The organism is Flavobacterium adhaerens, assembly GCF_040045115.1.
Taxonomy (GTDB): domain Bacteria; phylum Bacteroidota; class Bacteroidia; order Flavobacteriales; family Flavobacteriaceae; genus Flavobacterium; species Flavobacterium adhaerens.
This window is the reverse complement of the sequence record NZ_JBDLZX010000006.1, coordinates 196,809-217,022: the sequence shown is the minus strand read 5'-3', so window position 1 is coordinate 217,022 and position 20,214 is coordinate 196,809. Positions and strand designations below refer to the sequence as shown.

General features: G+C 32.7%; 19 protein-coding genes. 9 read left to right on the top strand and 10 right to left on the bottom strand.

The features are described 5' to 3' along the window. Nucleotides 1-97: 97 nt before the first annotated feature. The 7 genes from ABEB18_RS10410 to ABEB18_RS10380 all read left to right on the top strand — a co-directional run bounded on the left by ABEB18_RS10410 (nucleotide 98) and on the right by ABEB18_RS10380 (nucleotide 8,777). Complete coding sequence (locus ABEB18_RS10410) at nucleotides 98-871, top strand: DUF3108 domain-containing protein (protein WP_348799240.1); 774 nt, start codon at nucleotides 98-100, stop codon at nucleotides 869-871. Then, on the top strand, nucleotides 868-1,800 hold the full coding sequence (locus ABEB18_RS10405; RefSeq protein ID WP_348799239.1) for a tryptophan 2,3-dioxygenase family protein: 933 nt from the start codon (nucleotides 868-870) through the stop codon (nucleotides 1,798-1,800). The genes ABEB18_RS10410 and ABEB18_RS10405 overlap by 4 nt, the downstream gene beginning before the upstream one ends. Before the next feature lie 20 nt (nucleotides 1,801-1,820). After that, nucleotides 1,821-3,038, top strand: a complete 1,218-nt coding sequence (locus ABEB18_RS10400; protein WP_348799238.1) for a M23 family metallopeptidase — start codon at nucleotides 1,821-1,823, stop codon at nucleotides 3,036-3,038. 134 nt (nucleotides 3,039-3,172) lie between these two features. After that, nucleotides 3,173-4,816, top strand: coding sequence for a glucose-6-phosphate isomerase (pgi, locus tag ABEB18_RS10395; protein ID WP_348799237.1), 1,644 nt, complete (start codon nucleotides 3,173-3,175; stop codon nucleotides 4,814-4,816). 287 nt (nucleotides 4,817-5,103) lie between these two features. Further along, nucleotides 5,104-7,674: a TonB-dependent receptor gene (locus ABEB18_RS10390; RefSeq protein WP_348799236.1), complete on the top strand. Its 2,571-nt coding sequence runs from the start codon at nucleotides 5,104-5,106 to the stop codon at nucleotides 7,672-7,674. A gap of 103 nt (nucleotides 7,675-7,777) precedes the next feature. Beyond that, a complete protein-coding gene (locus ABEB18_RS10385; RefSeq protein ID WP_348799235.1) occupies nucleotides 7,778-8,200 on the top strand; it encodes a hypothetical protein in 423 nt (140 codons plus the stop codon). A gap of 82 nt (nucleotides 8,201-8,282) precedes the next feature. Continuing rightward, on the top strand, nucleotides 8,283-8,777 hold the full coding sequence (locus ABEB18_RS10380; protein ID WP_348799234.1) for a septal ring lytic transglycosylase RlpA family protein: 495 nt from the start codon (nucleotides 8,283-8,285) through the stop codon (nucleotides 8,775-8,777). A 12-nt stretch (nucleotides 8,778-8,789) separates the two neighbouring features. On the opposite strand, the gene ABEB18_RS10375 is transcribed toward ABEB18_RS10380, so the two are convergent. Beyond that, nucleotides 8,790-9,257 carry a CYTH domain-containing protein gene (locus ABEB18_RS10375; RefSeq protein ID WP_348799233.1) on the bottom strand — a complete coding sequence of 156 codons (468 nt, stop codon included), beginning with the start codon at nucleotides 9,255-9,257 and terminating at the stop codon, nucleotides 8,790-8,792. A gap of 193 nt (nucleotides 9,258-9,450) precedes the next feature. Between ABEB18_RS10375 and dinB the strand changes: the two genes are divergently transcribed. After that, on the top strand, nucleotides 9,451-10,533 hold the full coding sequence (dinB, locus tag ABEB18_RS10370; RefSeq protein WP_348799232.1) for a DNA polymerase IV: 1,083 nt from the start codon (nucleotides 9,451-9,453) through the stop codon (nucleotides 10,531-10,533). A gap of 1 nt (nucleotide 10,534) precedes the next feature. On the opposite strand, the gene ABEB18_RS10365 is transcribed toward dinB, so the two are convergent. From ABEB18_RS10365 to purN, 9 genes are all read right to left on the bottom strand, one after another. Continuing rightward, nucleotides 10,535-11,479, bottom strand: a complete 945-nt coding sequence (locus ABEB18_RS10365) for a transglutaminase domain-containing protein (RefSeq protein WP_348799231.1) — start codon at nucleotides 11,477-11,479, stop codon at nucleotides 10,535-10,537. A gap of 8 nt (nucleotides 11,480-11,487) precedes the next feature. Beyond that, nucleotides 11,488-12,441, bottom strand: coding sequence for an alpha-E domain-containing protein (locus tag ABEB18_RS10360; RefSeq protein WP_348799230.1), 954 nt, complete (start codon nucleotides 12,439-12,441; stop codon nucleotides 11,488-11,490). 190 nt (nucleotides 12,442-12,631) lie between these two features. Then, nucleotides 12,632-12,802: a hypothetical protein gene (locus ABEB18_RS10355; protein WP_348799229.1), complete on the bottom strand. Its 171-nt coding sequence runs from the start codon at nucleotides 12,800-12,802 to the stop codon at nucleotides 12,632-12,634. A 93-nt stretch (nucleotides 12,803-12,895) separates the two neighbouring features. Beyond that, entirely contained in the window at nucleotides 12,896-13,126 is a 231-nt protein-coding gene (locus ABEB18_RS10350) for a hypothetical protein (protein ID WP_348799228.1), read from the bottom strand. Between the two features lie 29 nt (nucleotides 13,127-13,155). Next, nucleotides 13,156-14,592: a circularly permuted type 2 ATP-grasp protein gene (locus ABEB18_RS10345; RefSeq protein WP_348799227.1), complete on the bottom strand. Its 1,437-nt coding sequence runs from the start codon at nucleotides 14,590-14,592 to the stop codon at nucleotides 13,156-13,158. 987 nt (nucleotides 14,593-15,579) lie between these two features. Beyond that, nucleotides 15,580-17,478, bottom strand: coding sequence for an amidophosphoribosyltransferase (locus ABEB18_RS10340; RefSeq protein WP_348799226.1), 1,899 nt, complete (start codon nucleotides 17,476-17,478; stop codon nucleotides 15,580-15,582). A gap of 138 nt (nucleotides 17,479-17,616) precedes the next feature. Next, nucleotides 17,617-18,540 carry a PfkB family carbohydrate kinase gene (locus tag ABEB18_RS10335; RefSeq protein WP_348799225.1) on the bottom strand — a complete coding sequence of 308 codons (924 nt, stop codon included), beginning with the start codon at nucleotides 18,538-18,540 and terminating at the stop codon, nucleotides 17,617-17,619. 78 nt (nucleotides 18,541-18,618) lie between these two features. Then, on the bottom strand, nucleotides 18,619-19,095 hold the full coding sequence (rnhA, locus tag ABEB18_RS10330; RefSeq protein WP_348799224.1) for a ribonuclease HI: 477 nt from the start codon (nucleotides 19,093-19,095) through the stop codon (nucleotides 18,619-18,621). A 17-nt stretch (nucleotides 19,096-19,112) separates the two neighbouring features. Next, complete coding sequence (gene purN, locus ABEB18_RS10325; protein WP_348799223.1) at nucleotides 19,113-19,676, bottom strand: phosphoribosylglycinamide formyltransferase; 564 nt, start codon at nucleotides 19,674-19,676, stop codon at nucleotides 19,113-19,115. A gap of 179 nt (nucleotides 19,677-19,855) precedes the next feature. On the opposite strand from purN, the gene ABEB18_RS10320 reads away from it, so the two are divergent. Then, on the top strand, nucleotides 19,856-20,092 hold the full coding sequence (locus tag ABEB18_RS10320; protein WP_007137004.1) for an acyl carrier protein: 237 nt from the start codon (nucleotides 19,856-19,858) through the stop codon (nucleotides 20,090-20,092). The last annotated feature ends 122 nt before the right edge of the window (nucleotides 20,093-20,214 follow it).

Here is a 20,214-nt window from a genome sequence, read left to right as displayed (position 1 = left end):
GTTTTTTGGTTAGTTAATAGCATAAAAACTCAGTCATTAATTTGACTGGGTTTTTTTGTTTTAATAAATTTGAGATAATTTATAATGCTCGGATTCTATGAAAAAAATTATAATTTTAGTGATAGTTGTTTTCAGCTTAGGTTTCGATACGCAAAATAAAGAAGCTTTCGATGTTGGTGAATATCTAAAATTCAGAGTGCATTATGGAGTTATAAATGCCGGTTATGCAACCATCGAAGTCAAAAATGCTACTTTCAACAATTTGCCAGTTTACCATGTAGTAGGTAGGGGAGTTTCTACAGGTCTTACCAAATTCTTTTTTGAAGTAGAGGATCTTTACGAAAGTTATATCGATAAAGAAACCAGGAACCCTTATCAATTTGTCCGAAAAATAAATGAAGGAGGTTATACCAAAAACCAAGAAGGGTTCTTTAACCAAAGAACCAATAGAATCTTAGTCAAAGATTATAAACGCAAAACAGAAAAAGCTTTCGATTTTCCAGATAATGCTCAAGATATTTTATCTTCGTTCTATTACTTGCGAAATTATCCTAATATCAACAAAATAAAAGAAGGAGATTCTGTGAGTATTGATATGTTTTTTGACAATGAGATTACAAAATTTAAGTTAAAATTCATAGGTAGAGAAGATATTAAAACTAAATTTGGAGTTGTATCTACTATGGTTTTTAAGCCATTAGTACAGTCTGGTCGGATATTTAAGGAACAAGAAAGTTTAACGGTCTGGATTTCAGACGACTACAATAAAATACCAATCCGAATCAAAGCAACCTTAATGGTAGGGTCTCTCAAAGCTGATTTGGAAGAATACAGAGGATTGAATAATCCTTTTAAATTAAAAGCAAAATGACAATAAATGATACCACAGCATCAATTTTGGATGAAATTGATCAAAAATTCCAACAAATTAATCAAAAAACAGATACACATCTTGAAGGTTTACTTTGGGCAAAACCGATTAATTATTGGGATTATGTGCAAACTGATGCATTGTTGAGTTTGCAAATTCAGCGAACAACATTGCCAGATGAAATGGTTTTTATAATGTATCATCAAGTCAATGAATTGCTCTTTAAAATGATACTTTGGGAAATGCACCAAATCTCATACGCCGAAAAACTAACAACTGTTTTTTTTACCGAAAGGCTAATGAGAATAAGTCGTTACTTTGATATGCTGACCACTTCATTTGATATAATGGGTGACGGAATGGAAGTAGAACAATACATGAAGTTTCGAAATACCCTTACTCCAGCTAGTGGTTTTCAAAGTGCGCAATATAGAATGATTGAGATTGCTTCTACCGATTTGATTAATCTTATCGATTATCGATTTAGAGCAACTATTGATAGGAATACACCTTACGAACATGCGTTAGATCATATGTATTGGCAAGCAGCTGGAAAGGATCATAAAACAGGTGAGAAATCGTATTTGTTGTTAGAATTCGAGAAAAAATACAAAGACTTATTTATTGCTCAGATGAAAGAGTATAATACAATAAATCTTTGGCAAAAATTCAAACAATTACCAGAATCAGATCGAGAAAATCTTGAATTGATTGAGGCAATGCGGCATTATGATTATACTGTAAATGTTACTTGGGTAATGGGACATCTAAATGCTGCTAGAAAATATATTGATAATGGTAAAGGTAGTGGCGAAGCAACTGGTGGAAGTGATTGGAAAAAATACATGCATCCTAAATACCAACGAAGAATCTTTTTTCCTGAGTTATGGAGTGAGCAAGAATTGGCTATTTGGGGAGTAGAAAATTAAAAAAAAAACAAAGAAATAATTTGAAGAAGATATTTGTAATTGTAGCTGTACTTTTTTCCTTGGTTTCTTGTGAAAAAGAAAAAGAGGTCGTTGAAAATATTGTAATTCCCAAGACTAAAAAAGTAGATTTTGGGTTTAAATTTTCTGATTTTAATGTTGTTCAGGATTCTGTAAAATCAGGCGATACTTTTGGGAGTATTTTGCAAGATCAAAATATTGGGGACAAAAGAGTTTATGATATCGTACAGCAAATAAAAGATACTTTTAATGTTCGTACTATTCGAGTAAAAAAGCCTTATACACTTCTTCGGTCTAAAAATAAAACCAACAATTTAAATTATTTTATTTATCAGCCAGATGCTCTTAATTATTATGTTGTAGATTTAACGGATTCTGTTGCAAAGGCTCATAAAAAAACAAAACCCTTAACATTAAAACGAAAAAGTATTGGTGGCGTACTCAAAGGGTCCTTGTCTGAAACATTAGATAATGCCCAAATTGATGCTGGATTAGCTACTAGAATTTCTAAGATATTTGCTTGGTCTATAGATTTCTTTAAGGTCAAAAAAGGAGACCGATTTGGTTTGATTTTTACCGAAAGATTTATCAATGATTCTATTTATGATGGAGTCGATAGTATTCAGGCTGCTTTTTTTGAATACAAAGGAAAAATTATTTATGCCTTCCCTTTTGAACAAGTACCTGGATCTGGAAACATCTCTTATTATGATGAAGAAGGGAAGTCGTTAAAAAACTTCTTCTTAAAAAGTCCAATTAAATTCAGCCGAATAACTTCTCGTTTTAGTTCTAATCGTTTTCATCCTGTACAACAAATCTGGAAAGCACATAAAGGAACTGATTATGCGGCACCTCGCGGAACACCTATTTCTACAACAGCAGCGGGAACCGTAGAACAAACAGGATATACGGCTGGAAACGGAAACTTTGTAAAAGTAAAACACAACAAAACTTATTCTACACAATACTTGCACATGTCTCGAATATTGGTTCGACGTGGTCAGCATGTCAATCAAGGTCAAACCATTGGTTTAGTTGGTAGTACTGGACTTGCAACAGGCCCTCACGTTTGTTATCGTTTTTGGAAAAACGGAGTTCAGGTTGATGCCCTTCGTTTAAAATTGCCAAATGGTGAACCAATGAACCCAAAAAACAAAGCACGGTTTTTAAAACAAATAGAACCTTTGAAGTTTGAATTGGACAGTGTTTCGAATTTGTAAATCGCATTGAACTGTCTTTTTAGCTCAAATTAATTCGGTTATTTTATGATTATATTGTTATATAATTGTCTGAATTTAGTCCAATCGAACTTTATTCAGTAAATTTGCGCAACATAAAAATAATGAGGATTACTATGGCTTTAAACACAATAAACCCAACCGAAACTTCTGCTTGGAAAAAACTACAAGCACATTATACAGAGTTGCAAAATGCTTCGATGACAGAAATGTTTCAAGCAGATACTGCTAGAACAGAAAAATTTCACTTGAAATGGAATGATTTTTTGTTAGATTATTCTAAAAATAGAATCAATCAAGAAACCATCAATTTGTTGTTGGAATTGGCAAACGAAACAGGTTTGCAAAACGCAATTTCTGATTATTTTGGCGGAGCACTTATCAACCAAACCGAAAATAGAGCAGTATTGCACACGGCATTGCGTGCCAAAGAAAGCGCTGTCATCAATGTTGATGGTGTAAATGTAATACCAGAAGTCTATGAAGTAAAAAACAAAGTTAAAGCATTTACTAACGAGGTTGTTTCTGGACAAAGAACAGGTTATACTGGAAAACAATTTACAGATGTTGTAAATATTGGAATTGGAGGTTCGGATCTAGGACCAGTAATGGCTGTAGAGGCTTTACAATACTATAAAAATCATTTGAACGTACATTTTGCATCTAATGTTGATGGCGATCATGTGAATGAAATTATCAAAAAGTTAAATCCTGAGACAACTTTATTTGTGATTGTTTCTAAAACTTTTACCACTCAAGAAACATTAACCAATTCCGAAACCATCAAAGCTTGGTTTTTACAATCAGCTAAACAAGAAGATGTAGCTAAACATTTTGTGGCTGTTTCAACCAATATCCAGAAAGTTACCGAGTTTGGAATCAATCCTGAAAATGTGTTCCCTATGTGGGACTGGGTTGGAGGACGTTTTTCTTTATGGAGTGCTGTTGGGCTTTCTATAAGTTTGGCAGTTGGTTTTGATAATTTTAATGATTTGCTAAGTGGAGCAAATGAAATGGATGAGCATTTCAAAACTACCAGTTTTGATAAAAACATACCCGTTGTATTGGCATTGTTAAGTGTTTGGTACAATAATTTCTTTGGTGCCGAGAGCGAAGCCTTGATTCCTTATACACAGTATTTACAAAAATTAGCTCCTTATTTGCAACAAGGAACTATGGAGAGTAATGGTAAAAGTGTAGGGCGTGATGGTAAAGCGGTTAATTACGAAACAGGAACCATCATTTGGGGTGAACCAGGAACAAATGCGCAACATGCATTTTTTCAGTTAATTCACCAAGGAACTAAATTGATTCCGTCTGATTTTATTGGTTTTGTAAAACCATTATATGGCGATGATAATCATCATGATAAATTAATGTCTAACTTTTTTGCTCAAACCGAAGCTTTGATGAACGGAAAAACCGAAGCTCAAGTGCAAGCAGAATTTGACAAACAAGGGTTAAGTGCAGAAAAAGCAAAAGCTTTATTGCCTTTCAAGGTTTTTACAGGAAATAAACCAACCAATACTATTTTGATTCAAAAACTAACGCCAAAATCTTTGGGATCATTAATCGCTATGTACGAACATAAAATCTTTGTTCAAGGGTTTATTTGGAATATTTTTAGTTTCGATCAATGGGGAGTAGAACTTGGAAAACAATTGGCTAATTCTATTCTGGATGAGATTAATTCGAAACAAGTTAAAGAACATGATAGTTCTACAAAGTTCTTGTTGAATCATTTTTTAGTGAATAAATAGATCTTTATAATTTTTGAAAATATGAGAAGCTCTGGTTGTTTAAATCAGAGCTTTTTTTGTGTTCTTTTGATTTTCTTTGTTTAAGGATGATTTTATGGCGAAAAAAAAGATGTTAAATTCTTATTTTTTTATAATAAAAAAAGTAATATCAATAATTGATTAACGATATAATTTGATTATGCTTTTTTTTGATGTTAGAGTTGTCAAATACGTAATTAATTAAACTTTTATTAACATTAATTCGTTCAAATGTTATAATTTTGCCAAAAATATTTAAACTAACAAGAATGAAAACAATGAAAAATTGGTTACTCTCTGGATTACTATTTTTAATGGTTTCGACTGTATTTTCTCAAGGAAAGATTACAGGAACTGTTACGGATGGACAAGGTTCATTACCTGGAGCAAATATTGCTATCAAAGGTACATCTGCTAGTGCTTCAACAGGTTATGATGGTAAATTTACCATAGATTCTAATGAAAACTCTGGGCAATTAATTATTTCGTACATCGGGTTTGAAAGTCAAACAGTTAATTTTACTATTTCAGGAGGAAGTACTTCTGTAGGTACAATTATTTTGGTTTCTAATTCAAATGAATTGAGTGAAATTGTGGTAATGGGTAAAGGTCTTATTGATTTAGCAAAAGATAGAAAAACTCCAATAGCAGTTTCTACAATTACATCTTCTGATATTCAATCCAAAATAGGAACCTTAGATGTCACTCAAACTATGGTTAATACACCATCAGTATATGTTGCAGGACAAAGTAGTGGATATGGTGATTCAAGAATTAGTGTACGTGGTTTTGCTCAAGATAACACCGCTTTCTTGTTAAATGGACAACCAATTAACGGAATGGAAGATGGTAAAATGTATTGGTCTAACTGGTCAGGTATGGCTGATATTGCAAATGCTATTCAGATTCAAAGAGGTTTAGGATCTTCAAAATTGGCAATTTCATCTGTTGGAGGAACTGTAAATTTTATTACTAAAGCTACTGATAAAGCAGAAGGAGGATTTGTTTCAGCAGGTTTTGCAAATGATAATTATTTTAAAACAACTGCAGCGTATAGCACAGGAATGAGCAAAAGCGGATGGGGAACTAGTGTAATGCTTTCACATTGGCAAGGTGATGGTTATAACGATGGAACTGCTGGAGCTGGAGAAACATACTTTATTTCTATTGGTTATAAGGCAAATGACAAGCATGGCTTTAATTTTCTTTTGACGGGTGCGCCACAATGGCACGATCAAAATTATGGTAAAAAGTTAAGTGTATATGAAACTTATGGAAGAAAATACAACAATAATGGAGGTGTTTTAAATGGAGAGTATAAATCTGCTATAGGAAATTATTACCACAAACCTGTGGCTAATTTAAACTGGGATTACGATATAAATGAAAAATCAAGTTTATCTACTGTGTTATATGCTTCTTGGGGTCGTGGAGGTAGCTTAGGAACTGTAGGTTCCACCAAAAGAACTTCCGACGGATATTTTGATTATGATGCAATTATAGCTGCTAACGAAGCAAGTGCAGATGGTTCTGCAACTTTTGCTTTACGTAATTCAGTAAACAATCACGAATGGTATGGGTTGGTAAGTAACTTTAAAACTGAATTTGGAGAGTATGTTGACTTTAATGCGGGTCTTGATTTAAGAACCTATAAAGGACTACACTTTAGACAAATTAACGATTTATTAGGTGCTGATTATTATTTAGATAAAGGAAATGTAAACATTCCAAATAATAAAATTTATGAAACTTTTACAAATAATCGTTATGCTATCTTGACTAATTATGCTGATGTGCCTAATAGGTATGCATGGGATTATGATGAAACGATTAATTATGGAGGTGTTTTCACCCAAATAGAATATGCTAAAAATAATTTTTCATCTTTCTTCCAAGGATCTTTATCAAACCAGACACATAATCGTACAGACCGTTGGGCTTACTTACCGGCAGATCAAAAGGCAGAACAAGTTAATAATGTAGGTTATAATGTAAAAGGAGGACTTAGCTATAAAGTGGAAAGTATAGGTTCTTTTTATGGAAATGCAGGGTATTATTCAAGACAACCCTATCATGATAATATTTATTTGAATTTTGGTAATGATGTAAATCCATTGACAAAAAACGAAAAGATATTAGGTTTAGAGTTAGGATATACGTATAGTTCAAAATTTATTACAGGAAGTATTAATGCTTTCAGAACTTCTTGGAAAGATAGAGTTACTACAACTTCAACAGAAGCATCAGATGGAGTGTTGACATACAAAACAAACGAAGGTGTAGAGCAATTACATAGTGGTATTGAGCTTGATTTTATTGCAAAACCAATGAGCAGTTTAAGTATTACAGGATTTGCTTCTTTTGGTGATTATCAGTATGTTGGAAATTCTGTTGTTACAACTAGAGATGAAGATAGAAATATTATAAGCCAAGATATCATTGATGTTGATGGTGGAAAAGTTGGAGATGCTGCTCAAACAAGTTGGGGGTTAGGAGCTAAATATGAATTTTTACCAAAATTATCAATTGATGCTGACTGGAGAAATTACTCTAAATTATATTCTAATGTTGGTGCTGTTAAAAACAACTTAGAATTGCCAAATTACGATTTAGTTGACGCAGGCCTATCTTATAAATTAGTGACTGGTACAAAGGCGTTAAATTCAATTGATTTCAGACTTAATGTTAATAACGTTTTTGGTGAAGTGTACCTTTCTGAATTAACAACTAACGTTGCAACAACACCAACAAGTGTAACAGTTAAAGGGATTGATGTAAATAACAGTGGATATTATGGATATGGAAGAACTTGGAACGTAAGTGTTCGTTTTAACTTCTAATATTTAGAATCTAAATAAATATCAAAAGCGGCATTGACTTTTAGTTAAATGCCGTTTTTTTATGCCCAATTTTGTTATATTTGTTTAAATTAAAATATTTTTTATGTACACGATTTTACAAAAAGCACACTCAGGTTGGGCTTATATTGCTCTCTTAGTTCTTGTTATTGCTGTTGTTAATGCTATAATAGGATTCTCTTCTAAAAAAGAATTTATTGCCAAAGACAGAAAAATTGCCCTTTTTGGTTTAATAGCTACCCACATTCAATTACTCTTTGGTTTAATCTTATATTTCGTTTCACCATTAGGATTAAGTTCATTAGGACAAATGTCCGATAAAGCATTGCGCCTTACCTCTTTAGAGCACCCATTAATCAATATCATAGCCATCACCTTAATTACCATAGGTTGGTCAAAACATAAAAAAGCAACTTCAAGTGAAGCAAAGTTCAAAGGTTTTACCATTTTTTACGGTTTAGGACTTATACTTATTTTAAGTAGAATTCCGTGGTCTTTATGGTTTTAATCCCATAGTAAAAGGTCCTGAAAAAGGACTTTTTTTTACCCCTATTTTTTGCAGTTCAAAAGTTTCACCTAATAAACTCTAAATGAAAAAAATAATCACACTTTTATTTTTACTTGCCAGTGTTGGTATAGTAAGCAGTCAAAGTACTATTATTAACAGCAAAAAATTTTCCATAAATAAAGACACAGTTAAAAAGAACGCTAAAGCTGTAGAAAAAGTTGAAGAACCAGTTGCTATCGCCCCAGATACAGTAATTGTTGAAACTGGAAAGTTTGTATTATTTAAAAAAAACGCACATGCCTCTTACTATCATGATAAATTTAATGGTAGGAAAACCGCAAGCGGAAAACGATTCGATAATAGTAAATTAACTGCTGCTCATAGAAAACTCCCTTTTGGAACCAAGCTTAGAGTCACGAATGAAGCAAATGGTAAATCAGTAATTGTAGAAATAACTGACAGAGGCCCTTTTGCAAGAGGAAGAGAAATTGATTTAAGCAAAAGAGCTTTTATGGAAATTGCTTCTAATAAAAAAAGTGGAGCAGTTATCGTAAAAATTGAAGAACTACGAAAGTAAGTCTAAATAAAACTACCATTTTTTAAACGGATGCGTACTTAAATAAGAGTTATAATATCTCTTATCATTAGTTACTTCTTCACCTAGCCAAATTGGTTTTTTAAATGATTCTGTTTCCGATTGTAATTCAATTTCGGCCATAATTAAGCCTTCATTGTCACCATAAAATTCATCAATTTCAAAGAAATGACTACCAGATTTGACCTCAAATCGGGTTTTGTCTATTACACCAGTTTCGCATAATAGCAACAATTTATCAGCTTCCTCTAAGGTAATTTCTTTTTCCCATTCAAATCGAGATAAGCCTGATGCATTCGAAATCCCTTTAATGGTCAAAAAACCTTTGTTCCCTTTTATTCTGACTCTCACAGTTCTTTCGGGAACAGAACTCAAATACCCTTGTTTGATTCTGTTTTGAGTAAGAGATTCCGTTTTAAATGAATCAGAAGTAACCAAAAACTTGCGTTCAATTTCTATCATTTTCATATTTTTTTAGGAGCTTTATTCATCTGTTCATTATATTTTTTTCTTTTTAATGATAAAAGAAAAAGGATACCGTTTGATTTTGTCCAATCTTAGATTTTTATTTGGATTATAAAGTGTTCAAAGATATTCATTTATTATTTAACAGTTTTGTGATTTCAATTCTTTAAAACGTTTTTACATTTGTGAAATGCTCGAACCAACATCAAATAGAAAGATCATACATATCGACATGGATGCATTCTATGCCTCGGTAGAGCAAATGGATAATCCCGAATTAAGAGGTAAGCCTATTGCTGTTGGAGGGGAAGAGAATAGAGGTGTGGTCTCGGCAGCAAGTTATGAAGCTAGAAAGTTCGGGGTTCGTAGTGCCATCAGTGGAGTACAAGCTAAAAAAAACTGTCCTGATCTTATTTTTGTAAAACCACGCTTCGATCGGTACAAAGAAATTTCAAAACAAATTCACAAAATATTTCGAGACTATACGGATTTGGTAGAGCCATTATCTCTAGATGAGGCCTATCTAGATGTTACCATAAACAAAAAAGGAAATCCAAGCGCAACTTTATTAGCACAAGAAATTAGAATGAGAATATTTAATGAAGTGGGGTTAACAGCTTCGGCAGGAATATCGGTTAATAAATTTGTGGCCAAAATTGCAAGTGATTATAATAAACCCAATGGTCAAAAGACTGTTAATCCCGATGAAGTCATTGTTTTCTTAGAACAATTGCCTATCCAAAAATTTTATGGTGTTGGTAAAGTTACTACCGAGAAAATGTTTCAGCTTGGGATTTTCACAGGTTTGGATCTTAAAAGTAAATCGATAGAATTTCTTGAAAAGCATTTTGGGAAATCGGGCATTTTCTATTTTAATGTTGTTCGGGGTATTCATAATAGCGAAGTCAAATCAAATAGAATTGCCAAATCCGTTGCTGCCGAATATACTTTTGATAGTAATCTTTCGTCCGAAATATTTATGATCGAAAAGCTAGAAAAAATTGCAGCCGAACTGGAGCGCCGTTTGAAAAAGCATAAAATATCAGGAAAAACGGTTACGCTTAAAATTAAATATAGCGATTTTACTCAGCAAACAAGAAGTAAAACCATGCCTTATTTTATAGCTGATAAAGCATTGGTTCTAGAAGCGGTCAAAGAATTATTGTTTCAAGAAAGAATGAAAGATTCTGTGCGACTACTTGGAATTTCCTTGAGCAATTTGAACACAGAAATAAAGAAAACAATAGTTGTGCAACTCAAATTTGATTTCTAATTTATTGCTGTTGTTGCTGTTGTTCAATATGACTTATTTGTTCATTTATTTCATGTGATATTTCTTCTAGAAGAACATCGTTTTCTTCTTCATAATGACGACCATCTTCATAACTGGTAGAAACGCTTACAGAAAGTGTTTGTCTAGCCAACCCTTTGAATGTCCCTTTGATTGGAGTACAATCATAAAAACCGCGCCCTACAGCTAGTTTGACATGGTTGCCTACTGTCCAAATATTATTGGTAGGATCTAGACCTAACCATCCTTGAGTTGGAGTGTAAATGTCTATCCAGGCATGTGTGGCTCCTTCTCCTCTTAGACCACTTTCGTTCGGACAAATATAGCCACTTACATACCTACAAGGAATACCAACGGTTCTTAATAGCTGTAATAAGACTTTGGCAAAATCCTGACAAACTCCTTTTTTTAATTCAAGGATTTCATCAACAGTAGTTTCAATATTAGTGATGCCTTTGGTATAAGTAAAGTTTTTATGAACATATTGACTACATAAATGAGCTATGGTAATGATGGGTTTGTTTGCAACACCTATTTTTTCTAGGATATCTTCAATTTCTTTTTGTCTTATAATGGTTTCAGGACTACTTAATCGTAGGAGATAAATACTGCTATTGATGTCGTTTTCGATGTCTTTTACAGTTGTAGCATCTATATTGGGGATTTTTTGAGAGTGGGTTACATTTACTGTGATGCGAGATTCGATTACCATTTCTTGATGGGACTCTAAATTGTTGAAATTCGCAAAACGATTGCCATAATAATCTCGTGAATATTTTACTTCAGGATCTTGCGAAATGATAAGTTGGTGGTCAAGAACTTCTTGGTTTTCAAAGTAATGAGGAAATAAGCGCACTTCGTTTATGCTTTCTTTTATAGGCCAATTGTATTTGTATTTGGTTATATGTACGATTTTAAAAATTGCCATAGGTATTATTAAGTATAAGAGAAAAATAATTTTGAAAAATCTATAGAAAATTTATTGAGTTGTTTTTTTGTAGTTTCTAAAACTTCTTCAAGTTGTTCGTTTGTTAAATGATGGTAATCGGTATAAACAATATAACTTCTTAACCTTCCAAATTGATTATAGAGTGTTTTTGCTTCACTTATTTCATTGTCTTTAACAAGGCAGTTCAAGTATTTATCAATTAATTCTAAGGTAAAAATTACCGAATGGGCAAAATCTTCATTAAAGACTACATGTTCGGCAACTTTGCGATTGTGTTTTATGTTTCGATAACTTTTAAGGTACAATTCATAGCCTGATAATGATAACAATAGTCTTTTCCAATACATCAAGTCTTCGTTGCCCTCTAGGTCATAATTGATTGGAATGTAATAGGCTTGGGTCATCGAAATGGTTTGCAAACATCGTTCTATTAATTTTCCAATAATCGAAAAACTCCAACCCAGCCCTCTTGGCATGGTGACATGAAAAATACCGTTATAAAGCAACAGTTCCTTATTGAGCTTATTTACAACTTTTAAGGCATCTGAACTTTCAAGTTTTTTGGGTAGTTCAGGAGAATTCATATAATGGTAAAGCGAATTGATGTGTTCCCAAAGTTCTTTGGTAATTTTGTCCTGCGATCCTCTAGCGTTTTCGCGCGCTTTTACCACCAAATTTTTGACCGAATTATTATTTAAACTATCACAGATTATATATTTTAAAACGAAACTGGTGTCATGTTGCACTTTTTCTATTTGATCGTAAGTCAAATCTGTGTAATAATTCAATAATGGTTTGTACCCATGACAATCATCTGTTTCTTTGTCAAAAGACAAAATGTAACTGGTATTGAGTGTAAGTAACATCCCGTCTGTTCTTTCCATATATCGGTTAAGCCAAAACATCCCGTCTGCAACTCTACTTAGCATATTTGCTTTCATCTGAAAGAATTTAAAGTTTTAATAAAAAAGATTTTGATTTTTGTAAATGGGATGTGTAAACAACCTCTTGTAAGTGATTTGATAACAAAAGGTTGTTTTTTAACGGATAAATTCAAAAATTAAACATTTTGATTTTCCTTCTGTAGAACGTTTTAAAGATTTCATCTTTAATGATGAGCTACGTTGTTGTTTAACATTTGTAGATTATCGGTTCTACTATAGTTTCAAAAATTGATTCTATGATCGAGTCTTGTGCTGAAACTTGCATCGGTATTACTTTCTCTATAGAAAATTTAGAATACTCATTTTTGTTTATCAAAATTGTATTCTTTGTAGCTGGATTTTTTAGTGTAGTTTCCATTTTAATTGATTTAAAAGTTGATTAATAAAAATTTGATTCTTTCGTAGAAATTTGGGGGTATATTTTGTAGAAGCTGAAGTTTATTTGGTTATATCAATAGATTTTATTTTGCTTTTTTTTACTAGGTTTAACATCTATAGTTAAGCCATCGAATGGATCTGCCAATGGGTCAAAAACAATTGCTTGTTGGGGAGATTGTACTTCGTCTGTTGAAGTGTTGTTGATTTCTGTTGGCTTTGCATTGTTCAAATGATTTAAAATCATTTCAGGTAAAAAAGCTTTGGGACCGTTACCTTTTTCTGAGTTAATCGCATTCTTTTTCATTTTGTTTTATTTTAAAAATTAAAACGAAATTACTTTATGATCCAAGTGTCTTTGCTTCCTCCCCCTTGCGAAGAGTTTACGACCAATGAGCCTTCGGTTAATGCGACTCGAGTAAGTCCTCCTGGAACAATCTCGATTCCATTGGGGCCACATAAAGCGTAGGGTCTTAGATCTACATGGCGTAATTTCAATTGACCATCAATTAAACACGGTACTGTGCTGAGTTGAATAATAGGTTGTGCTATAAAATTTCTAGGATTTTCCAAAATGGCTTTTTTCCCTTTTTCTAGTTCTTCAGGAGTTGCTTTATTGCCCATAATCATACCATATCCTCCACTGCCATTTGCTTCCTTGATTACCATGTTTTCGATGTCAGCAAATACTAATTCTCGTTCATCTTCATTTTCCATTTGGTAAGTTGGAACGTTTTTGAGTATCGGAACTTCATTAAGGTAATACTTAATCATCTCTGGTACATAAGCATATACGGCTTTGTCGTCTGCAACTCCATTTCCAACAGCATTTACTAAGGCTACATTTCCATGACGATAAGCGCTTATAAGGCCTGGAACGCCCAAAGTACTTTCGGGTCTAAACACCAACGGATCCAGATAATCATCGTCTAGGCGTCTGTAAATAACATCTACTTGTTGTAAACCAGAGGTAGTTTTCATAAAGACTTTGTTGTTATTAACTACTAAATCTCTTCCTTCTACTAGAGGAATTCCCATCTGTCTGGCCAAAAAGGTGTGTTCATAATAGGCTGAATTATATATCCCTGGTGTGAGTAAGACTACATTGGGTTTTGAAACATTGCGTGGTGATAGCGATACAAGTATATTGTGAAATATCATTGGGTAATTCCCAACAGTATTTACTTTGTTCATAGCTAGCATATCAGGAAAAATTCTTTTTGTAATTTCTCGGTTTTCTAGCATATAGCTCACACCACTTGGACATCTCAAATTATCTTCAAGGACATAGAATTCTCCTTTGGCACCTCGAATTAAGTCTATGCCTGCTATATGAACATGAATATTATGAGGAACTTTTATTCCGTGTACTTCCTGTATGTAATGAGGACATGAGGCTATTAAAGAAGCAGGAATTATTCCGTCTTTTATAATGTTTTGTCCGTTATAAATATCTTCTAAGAATAAATTAAGTGCCGTGAGTCTTTGCTTGATTCCAGTTTCGACTTCGGTCCATTCAGATTTTGTAATGATTCTTGGTATTATATCGAATGGGAAAATTCGTTCTATACCTTGATTGTTGTCACTATAAACCGTAAAGGTTATTCCTTGGTTCATGAATAAATCCGATGCTTGAATTTGTTTGTCGTTTAAGCTTTCGGGATTTAGGTTCTGTAATGTTTGAAGAACTTGTGCGTAAGAATCTCTTACTCCTTCTTTAGAGAACATTTCATCCCATCCTTTTGGGTTTAATTCTGGGGTAAGATTCATCATATTTATTCAGTATTAAATAATCATTAATTTTGCGTAATATGGTCTTATGTAGTCACATTTTACGCTAAGTTATTAAATTATTATCAGCAAAATTGATATTTATATGAATATTTTTTAATTTGTGAAGTTTTCTTTTTTAGCTGATTTATTTTTGCGATTCTAATTTTTTTGAATCCTTTTTTTAAGAAATTCGTATTCTATGTGTTTTAATTTTAGGGGCTTCTAGGAGTTTGTTTTCAGAGTGTTGAGGAAATACGTAGTGATAGGATAAGTTTGAAACAGTAGAATTCTACACAAAGCATTTTTGTTGAAATGGTCTTTCATTCAAAATTCAGTGAAGAGGGTATTTTGAATTAATTCACTAAGGGATATATATAAAAAAAAGGTGAAATGTTACTTTCACCCTTTTTGCCCCAAATCTACCATAAACTTAACCTACTAAAAATTATGGTACTCAAATGTATATTTAAAAAATTGATATTAATATTTTTTTCGACGAATGATATAATAAAATCGTTTAGATGTTATGTATTTGTATTTGTGGAAGTTATATTATTGTTTGTTAAAAAGATTTCGGTTTTTTGAATTGGATTTTATCTAAAAAATAAAAGGGCGAAATGTTACTTTCACCCTTTTTGCCCCAAATCTACCATAAACTTAACCTACTAAAAATTATGGTACTCAAATGTACATTTAAAATAATAATATTGATGTTTTTTTCGATGAACGTCAAAAATACTCGTTAAAATCATAAATAATTGACTTTCAATAATATGTAAATTTGTTTATTCCTTTTTTAAGCCTAATAATTACAATAATACTTGACTTATTTCCAATAAAAAAGGTGAAATGTTACTTTCACCCTTTTTGCCCCAAATCTACCATAAACTTAACCTACTAAATTATGGTAGTCCAAAATTAGTTTAGAATTAAAGATTTGGAAAATATATTCGTTGAAATGCATATAAAAACGATTATCGGTAAAAACTAATAAGCTCTAGCGTCTTTTCCTTCATAAAAATTCATAAATGCTCTGTTTACTACTCGATTACCACCTGGGGTTGGGTAGTCACCTGTAAAATACCAATCTCCTAAATTTTTAGGACAAGCTTTATGTAAATCTTCAACAGATTGGAAGATAATTTTAACTTCTGCGTTAATTTCAGGTGAACTTAACATTTCGGCAACCTTATCTGAGATTTCTTCCGGCGTAAAAGGAGCATAAATTGCCGTAACATAATTTATGACATCTGCATCATTGAAGTTTTCTTGTGCCTTGCATTTAGTATAAACTTCATCTACAATATGGTATTGATTTCTTTCTTTTAAAAGTGCTAATGCTGCTCTAAATGCAACCAGTCCTTCTAGTTTTGCCATATCGATTCCGTAACAATCAGGATAACGTATTTGTGGTGCAGATGAAACTATAACAATTCTCTTAGGTTTCAAACGATCCATCATTTTGATGATGCTCATTTTTAGGGTAGTTCCTCGTACGATACTGTCGTCTATAATAACCAAATTATCTTCTGGTTTGATTACGCCATAGGTTACATCATAAACATGTGCAACTAAATCGTCTCGACTACTGTCTTCGGTGATAAACGTTCTTAGTTTGGCATCTTTAATTGCAACTTTTTCGGTGCGAATTTTAACAGCTAAAAGTTCCTGAAGGCTTTCGGCAGTTAAGGTGTTTCTATTGGCAATGATATAATCATTTTTGCGTTGATTGAGAAAGTCTTGAGCCGCCTCTACCATTCCGTAAAATGATGTTTCGGCTGTGTTTGGAATATATGAAAATACAGTATTGTCTGTATCGCTATCAATAGCCTTAAGAACAGCTGGTAAGATTAATTTTCCTAAATTCTTTCTCTCTTGGTAAATTTCGGCATCACTTCCTCTTGAGAAGTAGATTCTTTCAAAAGAACAGGCTTTTTTTACTGTAGGTTCTAAGATTTGATTCATAGAAACTGTACCATTCTTTTTAATGATTAATGCATTTCCTGGTTCTATTTCGTTTACTTTTTCAAAAGGAACATTGAAAACGGTCTGAATTACTGGTCTTTCCGAAGCAACCACTACTATTTCGTCATCTTGATAAAAGTACGCAGGTCGAATTCCTGCTGGGTCTCTAAATACAAACGCATCTCCGTGTCCCAATAAGCCTGCCATTGCATAACCACCATCAAGATTTTTTGCAGAGCGTGTTAATATTTTAGCAATATCTAATCGTTCAGCAATTACTGGTGAAGCTTCTCTTTTGGAGTAACCCTCGGCTTTACAATCTTGATACAATTGCATTACTTCTTTATCAAGAAAGTGTCCGATTTTTTCCATCACCGTAACGGTGTCGGCCATTTCTTTTGGGTGTTGTCCTAACTCGACTAAATTTTGAAAAAGCTCTTTAACATTAGTCATATTAAAGTTACCGGCCAAAATTAGATTTCGATGCATCCAGTTGCTTTGACGTAAAAATGGGTGTACACTTTCAATGCTGTTTTTTCCAAAAGTTCCATATCGAACGTGACCTAAAAACAACTCTCCAACATAAGGTATATTTGCTTTTAGCTCTTTGATATCATCTACATATTGAGGGTTAACTGTAAGTTCTTCGCTAATTCTTTCATTTATTTGTTTGAAAACATCTTGAATTGGCTGTGCATGATTAGAACGAACTCGGCTAATATATCTTTCACCTGGATCTACATCAAATTTAATACTTGCAAAACCGGCACCATCTTGTCCTCGATTGTGCTGTTTTTCCATCATCAAATACATCTTTTGGATTCCATAGAAAGCAGTACCATACTTTTCTTTGTAGAATTCAAGAGGTTTTAAAAGTCTAACTAAAGCTATTCCACATTCGTGTTTTAAAGCGTCGCTCATTGTTTAGGTGTTTGTAGTTGTTGGTATTTATTGGTGTCTCAATTTCTTTTTTTAACTAATACGAAGCAAAATTCGTACTGTTCTTAATAAATATTGACGGTATTAATTAAAAAAAGCCCCTAAAAGGGCTTTAAAATTTTATAATTCTATTTCGAATTGAGTCAATGATTTAAATTGTTTCAATCTTGAAACAACTTCGTCATCTGTCAATTTTAACATTCTTTCAGTTCCAAATTTTTCTACACAAAATGAGGCTAAATTTGAACCTTGTACGATTGCATTTTTCATGTTTTCGAAAGAAACATTTTCGCTTTGTGTAATATATCCTGAAAATCCTCCTGCAAATGTGTCTCCAGCTCCAGTTGGGTCAAAAACTTCTTCCAGAGGTAAAGCTGGTGCAAAGAAAATCTCTTTACCATGAAACAATAACGCTCCATGTTCTCCTTTTTTAATTACCACATATTTTGGTCCCATTTCATGAATTTTTGCGGCTGCTTTTACTAATGAATATTCGCCAGATAGTTGACGAGCTTCTTCATCATTAATTGTAATCACATCTACTCTTTTAATTACATCTAATAATTCTGGTAATGCACAATCCATCCAAAAGTTCATGGTGTCAAGCACAACTAATTTTGGTTTCGTTTCCATCTGATTCAAAACGCTAGTTTGTACCAATGGATGTAAATTTCCAAGCATTACAATTTCAGCATTTTTAAAATCTTGAGGAACTTTTGGTTCAAAATCAGCCAATACATTAAGTTCCGTAACCAAGGTGTCTCTTGAGTTTAAATCATTGTGGTATAATCCGCTCCAAAAGAAAGTTTTGCCTCCTTTAACCACTTCGATTCCAGAAATATCAATGTTTCTTTCGGTTAATAAATTTAAATAATCTTGCGGAAAATCATCTCCCACAACAGATACCACAGCCGATTTTATATTAAAAAATGATGCAGATAAACTTATATAAGTGGCTGCTCCACCAAGTATTTTGTCTGTTTTTCCGAAAGGAGTTTCGATTGCGTCGAAAGCAACAGTTCCAACAATCAATAATTTATTCATTTTATGAGTTTCGAATTAAGGTGCAAAGATAATCCATAAGTTGGAATATTGCAAAGGGCTAGGGTATCAAAGTTTACGTTAAAGTTTTGCTTCTTCTTCCTCGTAATAAGTGTCTACTGAGACTTTTTTTTGCATTGAAGCCATAACGGCAAGCTCATCGCATCTTTCATTTTGAGGGTGATTGTTGTGTCCTTTGATCCACTTGAAATTTACCTGATGTTTTCGATACACTATCAAAAAACGTTTCCATAAATCGGGGTTTTTTTTGCCGAGAAACCCTTTTTTTTCCCAGCCAAAAACCCATTTTTTTTCAACAGAATCCACAACATATTTAGAATCAGATATTACTAATACTGTTGTGTTTTCTTTTTTTAGTTTTTCAAGACCAACAATAACAGCCAATAATTCCATTCTATTATTTGTTGTTCGTCTAAAGCCTTCAAAGAATTCTTTTCGATACGGTTGGCCAACCCATTCCATAACTACTCCGTAGCCTCCGTTGCCTGGGTTTCCTTTTGAAGCGCCATCTGTATATATGTGTACTTGGTGAGTCAATTATGGTAATTTAAAGTTTATTTTTGCAGTAATTGCTCAATGACAACTGGGAAATGATTTTGTTCTAATACGTGAATTTTTTCAGCTACAATTTCAGGTGTGTCGGTTTCTAAAAGCGTTACTTTTTCTTGAAAAATTATAGCGCCTTCATCATAATTTTCATTTACATAATGAATGGTGATTCCAGTTTCTTTTTCCTTGTTCTCTACAACTGCTTTGTGAATATGCATGCCGTACATTCCTTTTCCGCCAAATTTTGGTAAAAGTGCTGGATGAATATTTATTACTTGATTTGGGTAGGTTTCAATCAAATCATCAGGAAATTTTAATAGAAATCCTGCTAAAACAATTAAATCAGGTTGGAAACCCAAAACTTTTTGTAATACTTTTCCTGAATTTAATTCTTCTTTTGAGAAAATAATCGTAGGAACTGCTAGTTTTTTTGCTTTGTCTAAAACTCCTGCATTTGAATTATTTGAGAAAACAGATACGACAGTTCCAGAAGATCTATTTTTGAAATATTGAATAATATTTTCGGCGTTAGTCCCCGATCCAGAAGCAAATATCAGTATTTTTTTCATAATTCAGCAGTATTAAATTTATGCAAAAAAAAGAATAAAAAACCAAAATAAATAGGTTTCCAAAATCTTTGTTGAAATAATTTTTATAAATTAGTAGTCATATTTATTCATTAAATAGTTGTTTTAAAATAAAGTTGTTTTATTTTTGCCAACAAATTAAATTCTAAAATTAAAAGATTATGTCAGACATTGCATCAAGAGTAAAAGCGATTATCGTAGACAAATTAGGTGTTGACGAAAACGAAGTTGTAACAGAAGCAAGCTTCACTAATGATTTAGGAGCTGACTCATTAGACACTGTTGAGCTTATTATGGAATTCGAAAAAGAATTTGATATTCAAATTCCAGACGATCAAGCAGAAAACATTGCTACTGTAGGTCAAGCTATCTCTTACATCGAGGAAGCTAAAAAATAATAATACCACACCCGATTTGTAAAATTGATTATGTTTTGGATCGGGTGTTATTATTTAAAATGATAAAATTTCGATTGAATTTCAATCAAATCATATATTTACGGTAATACCCATGATTCTTT

Excerpts from the sequence above, each read along its gene's own strand:
- ABEB18_RS10410 (WP_348799240.1), top strand. The coding sequence starts at position 98 with ATGAAAAAAATTATAATTTTAGTGATAGTTGTTTTCAGCTTAGGTTTC.
- ABEB18_RS10405 (WP_348799239.1), top strand. The coding sequence starts at position 868 with ATGACAATAAATGATACCACAGCATCAATTTTGGATGAAATTGATCAA.
- pgi (WP_348799237.1), top strand. The coding sequence starts at position 3,173 with ATGGCTTTAAACACAATAAACCCAACCGAAACTTCTGCTTGGAAAAAA.
- ABEB18_RS10390 (WP_348799236.1), top strand. The coding sequence starts at position 5,104 with ATGAAAACAATGAAAAATTGGTTACTCTCTGGATTACTATTTTTAATG.
- ABEB18_RS10385 (WP_348799235.1), top strand. The coding sequence starts at position 7,778 with ATGTACACGATTTTACAAAAAGCACACTCAGGTTGGGCTTATATTGCT.
- ABEB18_RS10380 (WP_348799234.1), top strand. The coding sequence starts at position 8,283 with ATGAAAAAAATAATCACACTTTTATTTTTACTTGCCAGTGTTGGTATA.
- ABEB18_RS10375 (WP_348799233.1), bottom strand. The coding sequence starts at position 9,257 with ATGATAGAAATTGAACGCAAGTTTTTGGTTACTTCTGATTCATTTAAA.
- dinB (WP_348799232.1), top strand. The coding sequence starts at position 9,451 with ATGCTCGAACCAACATCAAATAGAAAGATCATACATATCGACATGGAT.
- ABEB18_RS10365 (WP_348799231.1), bottom strand. The coding sequence starts at position 11,479 with ATGGCAATTTTTAAAATCGTACATATAACCAAATACAAATACAATTGG.
- ABEB18_RS10360 (WP_348799230.1), bottom strand. The coding sequence starts at position 12,441 with ATGAAAGCAAATATGCTAAGTAGAGTTGCAGACGGGATGTTTTGGCTT.
- ABEB18_RS10355 (WP_348799229.1), bottom strand. The coding sequence starts at position 12,802 with ATGGAAACTACACTAAAAAATCCAGCTACAAAGAATACAATTTTGATA.
- ABEB18_RS10350 (WP_348799228.1), bottom strand. The coding sequence starts at position 13,126 with ATGAAAAAGAATGCGATTAACTCAGAAAAAGGTAACGGTCCCAAAGCT.
- ABEB18_RS10345 (WP_348799227.1), bottom strand. The coding sequence starts at position 14,592 with ATGATGAATCTTACCCCAGAATTAAACCCAAAAGGATGGGATGAAATG.
- ABEB18_RS10340 (WP_348799226.1), bottom strand. The coding sequence starts at position 17,478 with ATGAGCGACGCTTTAAAACACGAATGTGGAATAGCTTTAGTTAGACTT.
- ABEB18_RS10335 (WP_348799225.1), bottom strand. The coding sequence starts at position 18,540 with ATGAATAAATTATTGATTGTTGGAACTGTTGCTTTCGACGCAATCGAA.
- purN (WP_348799223.1), bottom strand. The coding sequence starts at position 19,676 with ATGAAAAAAATACTGATATTTGCTTCTGGATCGGGGACTAACGCCGAA.
- ABEB18_RS10320 (WP_007137004.1), top strand. The coding sequence starts at position 19,856 with ATGTCAGACATTGCATCAAGAGTAAAAGCGATTATCGTAGACAAATTA.